Source organism: Cognatundibacterium luofuense, from assembly GCF_018139685.1.
GTDB classification, from domain to species: domain Bacteria; phylum Pseudomonadota; class Gammaproteobacteria; order Burkholderiales; family Burkholderiaceae_D; genus Undibacterium; species Undibacterium luofuense.
The window spans coordinates 245,310-257,805 of sequence record NZ_JAGSPN010000003.1 but is presented as its reverse complement, the minus strand read 5'-3'; the positions used below and the strand labels follow the sequence as shown (position 1 = coordinate 257,805).

Here is a 12,496-nt window from a genome sequence, read left to right as displayed (position 1 = left end):
GATGAAAATTAATATTAGTGTTAACAAAAAAATCATCACTACTGCAGTATTACCACTTATCCTTGGGTTGCTGACTGCCTGTCAGGCGACGCCGCAAGCCCCTGTCAGCGCGGCGGCAACCGTCACGCCGCGTTATCTGCTGCTGGGCGAAGTGCATGATCATGCAGCAGGCCATCAGGCCAGACTCGCTGTTATCCGCCAGCAACTGGCAACAAATCAACCGACCGCACTGGTACTGGAGCAGTTCGATACCGATCAGCAAACTGCACTGGACGAAGCACAGCGCCTTTGCAGCACGGCAGACTGCCTGCTGCAAACACTGAAAAAGCCCGGATTGCAATGGCAATGGTCGCTGTACTCACCACTGATTCAACTGGCGCTGGATCAGAAACTCCCTCTGGTCGCTGGCAATCTGTCACGCAGCGATGCACGCCGTGTCATGAAAGAAGGCTACCGCGCCGTTTTGGCGGAAGCGGATATCAAACGCTGGCAACTGAGCGAAGACGATTTAGCAAGCTCACCGCATCACGCTGTTGTTCAGGCGCAGCAACAAGAAGTGCTGAAAGCTCACTGCGGGCAATTACCACTGAGCATGGCTGCCGGAATGGCCAAAGCCCAGATCGCCAGAGATATCGTGATGACAGAAAAACTGTTGCAACAAAGCCGCCGCAGTATCCTGATTGCCGGTAACGGCCATGTGCGTAAAGACATTGGCGTGGCGTACTGGCTGCGTTTCGCCGGTGCTGAATCAGTCCACAGCCATCTGTTTTCAGAATCCGCCGTATCTGCCGCCTCTGCGGATACACAAACACCCTTGCCAACGCAAAACCGGCCCGATCCTTGCGCCGGCATGACCATCAACACCAAACCCGGAGAGACCACATGAGCCAAACCAGTAATCCGTGCCAGCATATGAATCTGGCCAGCAGCAGTATCGGTGATGTCAAATACTGTGCAGACTGCGGCATCGTCCATCTGGCAGTACAAAATCTGTCCCTGCGCCTGGAGACAGAGACCTTTCGTACACTGACCTATATGCTTGCGCAGGCGCAGCTAAACATGGAAGATCATGAACATTACAGCCGCCACCAGTATCAGGCGGTACAAAACGTCAAACCTTTCATTAAGAAAACCCATTAAGGCGGACTAAGCATGCAACAACTGCGCTTTCAGACTGACATCATCGTTGATCCGGACCTGTTCTGGAAACGCCAGTCGATTGCAACCATCAGTCAGGAAATGGGGCCATGGCTGCGCATGACGGCACCGCCGCATTACCGTCAGATTCAGTTGCAGGACTGGCGGGGTGACAATACTTTATTTGCCAGCTGGGTGTTGCTGTTCGGTCTGATACCTATCGACCGTCATTCCTTTGAAAAAATCGTATTCCCTGCAGAGCGTGAATTTATCGAAACATCGTCATCGTGGAATAATAAACACTGGCAGCACCGGCGTCTGGTGACAGCAACTGAAAACGGCTGCAGCGTAATTGACGAACTGATCTTTACACCACGCATGTACTGGATGACTCCACTGGTGACACTGATTGTTAACATGGTTTTTAAGAACCGCCACAGGAATCTGAAAAAATTCTATCCGGTTCGCTAAAGGAAAAAATCACAGCAAATAAAAAGCCCGGAAAATACCGGGCTTTTTATTTTATTTCTCAGCTTTGGGACTGAGCGATACGGATTATCAGCCCAGTTGCTGTACCAGCACTTGTTGCGCAGGCATTGGTGCAGGGAAACCGGCTTCGGCGAGGCATGTTGCCAGCATACGGTTCGCATCAAAATAGACTTGCCAGTAATGATCGGTATGACAGAACGGGCGAACCGCGAGCACGGGTCCAACCAGATTAAATTCCAGAATTTCAACTTCTACCGATGGACTGGCAACCACGTTAGGGATGGTTTGCAGTTTTTCGCGCAGCAATAACATGGCGGCGGTGCTGTCTGCTTTACCGGACAACTGACATTTCAGTTCCACACGGCGATACGGATTGCTGGAGTAATTATGAATCGTGTCGCCGAATACTTTGTTATTACCCACCACCACCAGCACATTGTCCGGCGAATCAATCGATGTCGTGAACAAACCAATTTCCTTGATCGTACCTGTCACACCCGCCACCGTCACAAAATCACCGACCTTATACGGACGCAGCACGATGATGAATGCACCCGCTGCAAAGTTCGCCAGCAAGCCGGACCACGCCATACCAATCGCCACACCGGCTGCTGCCATCAGTGCTGCAAACGTCGTGGTCTGAATGCCGAAGTAACCAAGAATACCAATCACCAGCAACACATTCAGCGTAACCGTGACCACCGATCCCAGATAACGCATCACGGTCGCATCGACTTTTTGTTTTTGCGCCGAGCTTTGTACCGCCGCCACCACTTTAGCAATCAGCCAGCGGCCTATCACCCAGAACGCAATCGCCGCGAGAATTTTGACCCCGAATTCCGTCGCGATATTCATTGCCGTTTCCTGCAGTTTGTTCAGTTGTACACCATCCATCATTGCACCTGTTTTCCTCTGTGTGATTATTGAAGTGATGCGAAGCACCACCGTGTTTCCCGCCATTGCAAAGCGGGGCTGATCGTTTTCATCAACACAGAAGTTATATAGTGTGAACAAACAGGAAACAATGCAAAAACAATATTTGTTTGCAATGTTTGCAAAGTTTATAAGACGCAAACAATTGCAAATCCTGCAGCAGCATTACAGGATGCTACGTAACAGGCAAAAGCATTTCCGCAAGACAATAAAAAAGGGACTTCCGTCTGGAAATCCCTCTTCATGCGTTTTCTTTCCGTAAGGAATGGGTTTTTCAGTTCTGACTTTCATCGTTATAGCCCGCCTGCGGATGCATTTTGTCGAACAGCGCAGCGTCGCGGATATTTTTCTGTACAGCGACGGCACCGAACAGGCTCAGTAAGAATGACATCGCATAAAAGCCTTTCTCTGTCATTGCCATGGTGGCGTTCCATAAGCCGACCGTCATCAGCAGAATAGCAATCACCAGCGAGGTCCAGCACAGGCCGTAGTAAATGCCAGTGACGGGAATGCCTTCTGAGCGGTCGCGTACGGATTTTTGCAGAGATACTGCTGAGAACAAGCCATACATCAGAATGGTGAAGTAATAGCCTTGTTCATTCAGTTGCATGCTGGAATTCCACAAGCCTGCGAGGTAAGCGACTGCGCCGACGGCCATTGCGCACCATGCGGCACCGATAAATGCGCCGGTAGGACGTTGAAACTGCACTTGCATACTGGACTCCTTTGTTCTGTTTTGGAATTTGCCGTGACGCGGATTTATTTCTGCTTAATCAGCGCAAACCTTAACAATACGGCAATACTCTGGCATCGTAATGCGGGCGATGGTTCAAGTCAACTGGCGGGTATGTCAATGGTTTTACGTTGAATTCTTACCGGATACCAGAAAAAACGGATAAAGCGCATGCAGTGGATTACTAGAACTCATTTCATAAATACCCGCGAGATGCGTTTGTCTCATAGCGCGGGCTGGCAAGGCGGGCGAGGCAGTGAATAGCGGTGCTATTCACAACGCGTCCAACGCTGTCCAGCGTGCACTATGAGACAAACCCTCCGGGAACGGAGGTGCCGGGCGCATTGCTTTGTTGCGTCGCTTGCACAGGCACCAGCCTGTGCTGCGCAACGGCGCCGCGCACTGCCTCCCGGCACCTCGCGTTCGCACTCGTGGCTATTGATGAAATGAGTTCTAGGCATCATTCTGTCAGCTGCCTGCGGCGTCTGAACAATGTCTGCTCAGAAACGCCATTGCAGAATCAGGTTAGCGTGCTGCTGTTCGCCCAGCTGAAAGAAGGTGTCGCCGGTGTGGGTAAATCCGCAATGCCGGTAAAAGCCAATCGCCGCCTGATTGCCCGCATACACGGTCAGCCACAGTGCATGGTGTCCGCGTGATTGCAGAAAACGACGGGCTTTGCTGAGTAAGGCGCGACCAGCACCTTTACCGGCAAATTGCGGTATCACATATAAACGCGCAATCTCTGCGCTGCAACCGGCGTCGGCTTCGCAGGCTGCATTCAGTTGCAGCAACAGATAGCCGATCAGCTTGCCGTCGGCTTCGGCCAGCAGATAATGCTGATTCGGATCTTCAAAACGCTGGCGGGTATTGGCTGTCGTGAATTCCTGCAACACATAATCTGCTACGTCTGCATTGATGCCTTCCGGCGTGTAAGTGTGCAGCCAGACCAGCTGGCTGAGTGCGGCGATGGCTGAAAGGTCGGCCCCGGTTGCGGCGCGAAGTTGAAAGGCAGCTTGCGTCATTGTGTTAAGCGTTGAACGTTTATTGTTGGTTCATTGAGAGCATGCAGTATCAGTGCGACTCAAAAAAATATTCCAGTTCTTCATCGCCGAGTTTGTCGGTTTTACCGCTGGGTTTCCAGCCAAGTCGGCGGTAGAAGCCATGAGAACGTACAGCAGGATCAGGGCTGCAGCCTAAAAACAGACGCTGGTGACCAGCGTGCTGTAATTGCAGCATGACTGCATGCAATAAGCGTCGGCCTGTGCCCTGCCCTTCATATGCGGGCAACAGCGCCAGCACGACGATTTCTCCGCTTTGCAGGTCACCGAAACAATAGCCGGCCATTTCTGCGCCGTGCATGCAAATGATGCCGGTCAGTTCCTGATTGCGCACTTGCGCTGACCACGATTCCACCGTGACGCCAAGCTCCGCCAGCCGCTCTGCCGTTGCGGGGTTTTCGCGGGTTAAACCGCGCAGCGTGATACAGGCAGGAATATCGTCAGGGCTTGCTGCTCTGAATTGATAAGTCATATTGAAAATTGTTCTGGCCACTGCAGGAAGGCAGTCGCTGCAAAGCGATCCGGCAACCTGTGGCTGTAAAAATCGGGATTATTCGCTGCTCAGCAGCAGCACTTCGTTATAGCGCGGCGTGGCATCTTCATGGAAGACATCCGCCAGATATTCCTGCAATTCGTGTTGCTGCAAGTCCGGCGGAATACAGCAATCTGCCGGACGACGCTTACCCTCATTACCGGTCAGCCATGCCTGCCAGTTTCCGGGGTATCCGGTCACGGTAATCAGATGGACGAAAACGCGGAAGCGAAGTTGTACGGAACGGGTGGCCGGTGCGTTCATAAGCATGCTCACAACGAGAGGGCTGCTCACATTAGCGTAATGACAAACATGCGTCAATATATCGCGATTGTGCAAATATCGTCATTTGTGATTTCCGGAGAGCCGGACTTTCTGCCGACGACCGCCAGATTGGTATGCAGGAATCCGCAAAATGGCAAAAAATGGCCTGTTGCAGCCTTACAGAAAGCTTCCGGGCATTTGCATCCCGTCAGAGCAACATCTGAACAGCGATTATGGTTGCGTGCTTTCCGATGCGGGTACAGGTTCGTGGTCAGGTTCCGAAGCCGTTTCAGCGAGCAAGCGTAATCGCCCCTGCCACTGGCTGCCGGGGGCAAGTTGTTGTGCCTGATAGATGGCAGCCGGTTCTATACATATGAACTGATCACCTTCATCATCGCCCAGATCCGGTATCGCAGCTGCGCCTTCACGCCACGGCGTCCAGATCACCGTTTCCGGAAAACCGCCGGATTGCAGCGTCAGTCGGGTCACGCCCGACTGGCATTGCAAGCGGGTTGCGGGCGACTGGTAAATACGGTCGGTAGCAGCATTGATATGCACGGGTGCAGACATCGCTGGTTCACACCAGCTCTGCAATTGTTTATCAAAATAACTGGCAGGAATGCAGCCGAGAATATCCGCCGGCGTGCCACCGGGCAGCCGCAGGTAGGCATGCATGGCAGACTGAAATGCAAAAGTCTGTGTGCCGGTATTCTGAATGCTGAATTGCAGAAATACAGAGTGATCCTGCAGCTCAACCACCAGTCTGGCACGGAAAGCATAAGGCCAGCCGGGGTAAGAAAACGGACGGCATTCAGTTTGCAGGGTGGCACTGGCGCAGTCTGGCTGGCTGCTGATGGCAATCAGGTCCCAGTTGACGTTGCGCAGAATGCCGTGCTTTGGCAATGGCCCCATTTCAGCAAATTGCGGAAATACCAGAGGGATGCCGCCGCGCACCGGCAAACCGTCAACTGAACCGGAGCAGCGGCTGATAAACAATTGTTCACCACCATTTGCCGGTATCCACGACACCAGATTCGCACCTTCACGCAATATCGTGCACTGCGCGCCGCCTGCGGTATATAACAGTACCGGAACCATAGAACTTGTCTGTGAACGACTTATTTTAATCATACGACATCATACAACATATAAGCAGGCTTTTCCGCTACAATCATTTGACTAACCCCTCCCCTACAAAGATCCGTGCATGGAAAAGCCAGCTTTAATTACAAATAATACAAAACGCCGCCATAAAAGCCTGTCACAGAGTCTTGCAGAGAGTATTACGAATAATATCCGCAGCGGGATTCTGAAACCGGGAGAGAAACTCCCGACCGAATCAGCAATTATGGAATTGTATGAAGTCAGCCGCACTGTGGTGCGCGAAGCAATTTCGCACTTGCAGGCAGCCGGACTGGTGCATACGCGCCACGGCGTCGGTACGTTTATTCAGGAACCACCGGCATCCAATCCGCTGAGTCTGCAAAAGGATGCCATCGTCACCGTGCGTGATGTACTGGATATTCTGGAATTGCGTATCAGCCTGGAAACCGAAGCAGCGTGGCTGGCCGCATCGCGTCGTACAGAAGAACAAATGACGGCGATCACCAGCGCATTTGAAGATATTCAGCGCCACGTTCCGCGCGATTCCGCTTCCGTCAATGCAGATATGCGTTTTCATCAGCTGATCGCAAAAGCCACCGGCAACCGCTATTTTGTGGATATTTTGTCGGATCTTGGCAACACACTGATTCCGCGTGCACGACTGGATTCTGCCGCCATCAGTCAGGAAGCCGGTAATGCTTATCTGGAGCGGGTCAACCGCGAGCATGAAGATATTCATAACGCCATTCTGCGCAAAGATCCCGAAGGTGCACGGGCTGCGATGCGTACGCACCTGAGTAACAGCCGCGAGCGTTTGCGCATGGCACAGCAAAAATTCGAAGAATCTCAGAAAAATTCCGGCTGACCGGAATTTTTCCGGGCAAGTGATTGCATGATTCAAAAATCAGTTGTACGATGTCGTACGAATGAACGCTAAAACTGATCACACACGGCATTCCCGTTCATCAAAGACATCACACCACTGCCCTTAACCTTTGGAGACATCATGCATCCGCAAGAACTGAAAAAAATCCTGTCCTCTGGCTTATTGTCATTTCCACTGACTGACTTTGATCAGCAAGGTAACTTCAATGCCAAGACTTATGCTGAACGTCTGGAATGGCTCGCACCTTACGGAGCCAGTGCATTGTTTGCTGCCGGCGGTACAGGCGAATTTTTCTCTCTGAGCGGTGAAGAATACGGCGATGTCATTCGCGTTGCTGTTGATTCCTGCCGTGGCAAAGTACCGCTGCTGGCGGGTGCAGGTGGTTCCACACGTCATGCCATCGCTTGCGCACAGGAAGCGGAACGTCTGGGGGCAGACGGTATTCTGCTGCTGCCGCACTATCTGACAGAAGCCAGCCAGGATGGACTGATCGCGCATATCGAACAAGTCTGTAAGTCGGTCAGCTTTGGCGTGGTTGTCTATAACCGTGGTATCTGCCGCCTGACTGCTGACTCACTGGAAGTGCTGGCTGCGCGCTGCCCTAACCTGATCGGCTTTAAAGACGGTATCGGCGATATCGAACTGATGGTATCGATCTGGCGCCGTCTGGGCGACCGTCTGACCTATCTGGGCGGCCTGCCGACTGCTGAAGTTTACGCAGCAGCCTACAAAGCACTGGGCGTACCGGTGTATTCTTCCGCCGTTTTCAACTTTGTACCGAAGCTGGCGATGGATTTCTACCACGCGATCGCGAAAGATGATCACGCCACCACCAACCGCCTGATCGACGAATTTTTCCTGCCATATCTGGCTATCCGGAACCGTAAGTCCGGTTATGCGGTCAGTATCGTCAAGGCCGGTGCCCGTCTGGTAGGCCACAGCGCTGGTCCGGTACGTGCACCGTTGACAGATCTGACAGCGGAAGAAGATGAAATGCTGCGTCAGCTGATCCTGAAACAAGGCTCGCAAGCAGTCTGATACACAACAATTTTTTCCCGGCACCTGCCGGTCCCTTATCGGAGAATGAAGTATGGAATTGCAAGGACAAATGCTGATCGGTCACCAGCAGGTCATGGGAAAATCCGGCGGCACACACGCGATCAATCCGGCTACCGGTGAAAAAATGGAGCCGTTTTACGGCTTCGCCACACCGGATGACACGGACCGCGCTTGTGTGCTCGCATATCAGGCATTTGACGCTTACCGTCAGACCACTCTGGCTGATCGCGCTGCATTTCTGGAAGCAATCGCGGATCAGATCATGGCGATCGGCCCTGCTCTGATCGCCCGCGCGCATCTGGAAACCGGTTTGCCAGTGGCTCGGCTTGAAGGTGAGCGTGGCCGTACCGTCAATCAGTTGCGCTTATTCGCACAGGTCGTGCGTGACGGCCACTGGTTAAACGCGACGCTGGATTCCGTGCTGCCGGAACGTACGCCGCCGCGTCCGGATCTGCGTATGCAGAAAATTCCGCTGGGCCCGGTTGCTGTGTTCGGCGCCAGCAATTTCCCGCTGGCATTCTCGGTCGCCGGTGGTGATACTGCGTCGGCGCTGGCTGCCGGTTGTCCTGTGGTCGTGAAAGCACACAACGCGCATCTGGGTACATCTGAACTGGTGGGACGTGCGATTCAGAAAGCGGTCATCGCCTGCAATATGCCGGAAGGCACATTCTCTATGGTCATTGGTGCGGGTGCGGAAGTCGGCCAGCAACTGGTGGCACATCCTGTGATTCAGGCTGTCGGCTTTACCGGTTCGCGTAACGGTGGTCTGGCACTGGTCAACACTGCCAATGCACGCAAAGTACCGATTCCGGTCTATGCCGAAATGAGTGCAATCAATCCAGTGTATTTGCTGAAAAACAGCCTTTCTCAGCAAGCAGCACAACTGGCACAGCAGTTTATTGATTCCCTGACGCTGGGTGCAGGTCAGTTCTGTACGAATCCTGGTCTCGTATTGCTGGAAAAAGGTGCGGCAGCGGATCAGTTCATCGAAGCGGCTAAAACAGCAGTTGCTGCGAAAGCAGCCGCAACCATGCTGACACCGGGTATTTACAGTGCGTATGCCTCCGGTTGCGACAAACTGCAGCAACAGCCGCAGGTCAGCGTTCTGGGTAAAGGTTTACCGGGTTCAGCACCAAATACTGCCTGCGCGATGATTTCATCTTGTGATGCAGAGACATTCATGCGTAACCACGCATTGCAGGATGAAGTGTTCGGTCCTTCTTCACTGATCATTCTGTGTGACGATATGGCACAAATGCTGGAAGTCACCTCCCATCTGGAAGGTCAGCTGACAGCCACGATACACGCTGATGCAGCCGACTACGACGAAGCCCGCGTATTGCTGCACAAACTGGAAACCAAAGCAGGACGGGTTCTGTTTAACGGCTTCCCGACTGGTGTGGAAGTGTGTCACGCAATGGTGCATGGCGGCCCGTTCCCGTCGACGTCTGACAGCCGCAGTACTTCTGTCGGCGCCACTGCCATCGACCGTTTCCTGCGCCCTGTCTGCTATCAGGCTGTACCTGCTGCATTGTTACCGCAAGGTCTGCAGGATCACAATCCGTGGCAGCTGATGCGTACCGTGGATGGAAAACTGAAGCTGTAAAAGTAACCGGCGGATAGCGCAAAGCTGTCCGCCGGTTTTTGCCAGCCATATCCTGCCCGGACATCCGGCTGGTCACGAAAAGCACACACAACAGATGTGCAAGTATCGGTTATATGGAGACATCTTGATGAGTTCAACTTCTATCGGCAAATACCGCTGGACTATCTGCGCCCTTTTGTTTTTTGCCACCACAGTCAATTATCTCGACCGCCAGGTTCTGAGTTTACTGGCGCCGGATCTGAGTAAAGAATTTGGCTGGTCTAACACCGATTACGCCAATATCACCGCCGTTTTTCAGTTTGTGTATGCGATCGCGATGCTGTTCGCAGGACGTCTGATCGATAAGATAGGCACCAAAGCAGCGTACACGCTGGCAATTATCATCTGGTCGCTGGGCGCTGTCATGCATGCGTTCGCGATTCCTGCCGGTGAAGCGACGGTCAATGTGCTGAGCGCACTTGGTCTGGCAGTGGTTCCTGTTTCCGTTGCTGGCTTTATGTTGTCACGCGCAATTCTGGCGCTGGGCGAAGCCGGTAATTTTCCGGCGGCAATTAAAGCGACTGCAGAATATTTTCCTAAGCACGAACGTTCATTTGCTACCGGCATTTTCAATTCCGGTGCGAATATCGGCGCCATTCTGGCACCGCTGACAGTGCCTTGGATTGCAGCAAAATGGGGCTGGCAGACAGCATTCATTGCCATCGGTGCAGTGGGTTTTGTCTGGATGCTGTTCTGGGAAATGCTGTATGCCAAACCGGAAAATCAGCGCCGTATGAGCAAGGAAGAGCTGGCATATATTCAGCAACACGACGCACCGGCAGAACCGGGCGCCGTCACCAGTGAAAAAACATCCTGGCTGAAATTGCTGACTTACCGTCAGACCTGGGCTTTTGTGTTCGGTAAATTCATGACCGATGGTGTCTGGTGGTTCTTCCTGTTCTGGCTGCCAAAGTATCTGGAAGTGCAGTACAAAATGCAAAAAACCGATATCGTGCTGCCACTGACCGTGCTGTACAGCATGACCATGGTGGGCAGTATCGGCGGCGGTTATCTGCCAGCGTATTTCATGAAACAAGGCATGGCACCGTACACAGGCCGTATGCGCGCTATGTTACTGATCGCTTTATTCCCGCTCGTCGTATTACTGGCCCAGCCTTTCGGTTACATCAGCGCATGGGTTCCGGTGTTACTGATCGGTATCGGCGCTTCTGCGCATCAGGCATGGTCTGCCAATATCTTTACCACAGTATCGGATATGTTCCCGAAAAAAGCGGTCGCTTCCGTTGTTGGTATCGGTGGTATGGCTGGTGGTCTGGGTGGCGTGCTGGTTTCAAAAACAGGCGGCTGGCTGTTTGATTACTATAAAGCTGCGGGCAGTATTCAGACAGGTTACGCCATCATGTTTTCTTTCTGCGCGGTAGCTTATCTGGTTGCATGGACCGTCATGAAATTACTGGTTCCGGCGCATAAAGATATTACTGATCTCTGATCGCACCATCGCCTTATCGTCAAACATATTCTGATCCGACATGAACCCGAACAATTTTGACATCGTCAGTACGCAATCCTGCATTGTGGGTGAAAGCCCGTTGTGGAGCGTGCATCAGCAACGCTGGTACTGGGTGGATATTCCGGGAAAGACCATCTGGTCCTTTGATCCCGCCTCCGGCCTGACACGCTCCTGGGCTTGCGCCGAAATGGTTGCGAATATTGCGCTCACAACGGCAGGTACACTGATCGCGGGGATGGAAAGCGGCATTTTCCATCTCATACTGCAGGATGGTCCGGCAGTCAGCGCCAGCCTGCTGGCGAAGCTGCCGGAAGCAGGGCCGGGCATACGCTTTAATGACGGGCGCTGCGATCGTCAGGGTCGTTACTGGAGCGGCACCATGTTCATGTATATGGCTGCAGCCCGCGATATCGGTCAACTGTATCGCTACACAACAGACGCCGGATTATCTGCACCGGTTGTCAGTCAGTTATTAACGCAGAACGGCCTGGCATGGTCACCGGACGGCAAAACCATGTATCTGTCTGACTCGCATCCGCAACGCCAGCTGATCTGGGCATTTGATTACGATACCGCAACCGGCACACCGCATGGTCAGTGCGTTTTCGCGGATATGACCAGCATGGCAGGTCGTCCTGACGGTGCTGCAATTGATACCGATGGTTGCTACTGGATTTGCGCCAATGACGGCGGCGCTGTAATTCGGTTCACACCGGAAGGCAAAGTTGACCGCACGATCAGTCTGCCGATGAAAAAACCGGCCATGTGCAGCTTCGGCGGCAGCAATATGGATGAAATGCTTATCACATCGATCAATCCGGATCCGCAGACAGCGGATGCATGGAACGGACACTCGCTGATAATCCGCCCCGGTGCGCAAGGTATTGCAGAAACTCTGTTTCCCGCGGAGGCCTGAACCAGTTTTGTTTTGACGGCGGGCATTCCCCTTGCGTGTGCATACCACCTGACCGCCGTCAAAACCTTTTCAGCACAATATTTCCAAAAACCAAGTTATACGATAACATACCACTTAAATTAAAAAGAACAGGATTTCCTTGCAGTGAATTGCTGCAACTAACAGGAAAAAATCCGAAATCAGGAGATAACTCGTCGCTGTCAGCTGCTCTGTTAAGGTTAAATCGCTTTTTAAGTTGTACGATGTCGTAAATTAGAATTCGTAGATTT

14 protein-coding genes are annotated in these 12,496 nt (G+C 52.6%); 8 read left to right on the top strand and 6 right to left on the bottom strand.

The features are described from left to right. The first annotated feature begins 1 nt into the window (after position 1). From KDM89_RS06480 to KDM89_RS06470, 3 genes are read left to right on the top strand one after another with little or no spacing between them, the layout of a single operon-like run. Positions 2-886, top strand: coding sequence for a ChaN family lipoprotein (locus tag KDM89_RS06480; RefSeq protein ID WP_212687119.1), 885 nt, complete (start codon positions 2-4; stop codon positions 884-886). Continuing rightward, positions 883-1,140, top strand: a complete 258-nt coding sequence (locus KDM89_RS06475; protein WP_212687118.1) for a hypothetical protein — start codon at positions 883-885, stop codon at positions 1,138-1,140. The genes KDM89_RS06480 and KDM89_RS06475 overlap by 4 nt, the downstream gene beginning before the upstream one ends. 12 nt (positions 1,141-1,152) lie before the next feature. Beyond that, positions 1,153-1,608, top strand: coding sequence for a hypothetical protein (locus KDM89_RS06470; protein WP_212687117.1), 456 nt, complete (start codon positions 1,153-1,155; stop codon positions 1,606-1,608). A gap of 87 nt (positions 1,609-1,695) precedes the next feature. Here KDM89_RS06470 and KDM89_RS06465 read toward each other — a convergent pair whose 3' ends face one another. The 6 genes from KDM89_RS06465 to KDM89_RS06440 all read right to left on the bottom strand — a co-directional run bounded on the left by KDM89_RS06465 (position 1,696) and on the right by KDM89_RS06440 (position 6,277). Beyond that, positions 1,696-2,520 (bottom strand): mechanosensitive ion channel family protein, encoded by an 825-nt coding sequence (locus KDM89_RS06465; protein WP_212687200.1) that lies wholly within the window; start codon positions 2,518-2,520, stop codon positions 1,696-1,698. A 313-nt stretch (positions 2,521-2,833) separates the two neighbouring features. Then, on the bottom strand, positions 2,834-3,274 hold the full coding sequence (gene yiaA / locus KDM89_RS06460) for an inner membrane protein YiaA (RefSeq protein ID WP_212687116.1): 441 nt from the start codon (positions 3,272-3,274) through the stop codon (positions 2,834-2,836). A 518-nt stretch (positions 3,275-3,792) separates the two neighbouring features. Beyond that, positions 3,793-4,314 (bottom strand): GNAT family N-acetyltransferase, encoded by a 522-nt coding sequence (locus tag KDM89_RS06455; RefSeq protein ID WP_212687115.1) that lies wholly within the window; start codon positions 4,312-4,314, stop codon positions 3,793-3,795. Positions 4,315-4,363: 49 nt separating this feature from the next. Then, entirely contained in the window at positions 4,364-4,822 is a 459-nt protein-coding gene (locus tag KDM89_RS06450) for a GNAT family N-acetyltransferase (RefSeq protein ID WP_212687114.1), read from the bottom strand. Between the two features lie 78 nt (positions 4,823-4,900). After that, positions 4,901-5,146, bottom strand: coding sequence for a DUF7661 family protein (locus tag KDM89_RS06445; protein ID WP_212687113.1), 246 nt, complete (start codon positions 5,144-5,146; stop codon positions 4,901-4,903). 231 nt (positions 5,147-5,377) lie between these two features. Continuing rightward, positions 5,378-6,277, bottom strand: coding sequence for an aldose epimerase family protein (locus tag KDM89_RS06440; protein ID WP_212687112.1), 900 nt, complete (start codon positions 6,275-6,277; stop codon positions 5,378-5,380). 76 nt (positions 6,278-6,353) lie between these two features. Here KDM89_RS06440 and KDM89_RS06435 point away from each other — a divergent pair, with 76 nt between their 5' ends. The 5 genes from KDM89_RS06435 (at position 6,354) to KDM89_RS06415 (ending at position 12,227) form a co-directional block, all read left to right on the top strand. Then, complete coding sequence (locus KDM89_RS06435) at positions 6,354-7,115, top strand: FadR/GntR family transcriptional regulator (RefSeq protein ID WP_212687111.1); 762 nt, start codon at positions 6,354-6,356, stop codon at positions 7,113-7,115. Between the two features lie 141 nt (positions 7,116-7,256). Beyond that, complete coding sequence (gene kdgD / locus KDM89_RS06430) at positions 7,257-8,174, top strand: 5-dehydro-4-deoxyglucarate dehydratase (RefSeq protein WP_212687110.1); 918 nt, start codon at positions 7,257-7,259, stop codon at positions 8,172-8,174. A gap of 52 nt (positions 8,175-8,226) precedes the next feature. Then, positions 8,227-9,801 (top strand): aldehyde dehydrogenase (NADP(+)), encoded by a 1,575-nt coding sequence (locus tag KDM89_RS06425; RefSeq protein WP_212687109.1) that lies wholly within the window; start codon positions 8,227-8,229, stop codon positions 9,799-9,801. 127 nt (positions 9,802-9,928) lie between these two features. After that, complete coding sequence (locus KDM89_RS06420) at positions 9,929-11,290, top strand: MFS transporter (RefSeq protein ID WP_212687108.1); 1,362 nt, start codon at positions 9,929-9,931, stop codon at positions 11,288-11,290. Between the two features lie 40 nt (positions 11,291-11,330). Further along, positions 11,331-12,227 (top strand): SMP-30/gluconolactonase/LRE family protein, encoded by an 897-nt coding sequence (locus KDM89_RS06415; protein ID WP_212687107.1) that lies wholly within the window; start codon positions 11,331-11,333, stop codon positions 12,225-12,227. Positions 12,228-12,496 lie beyond the last annotated feature (269 nt).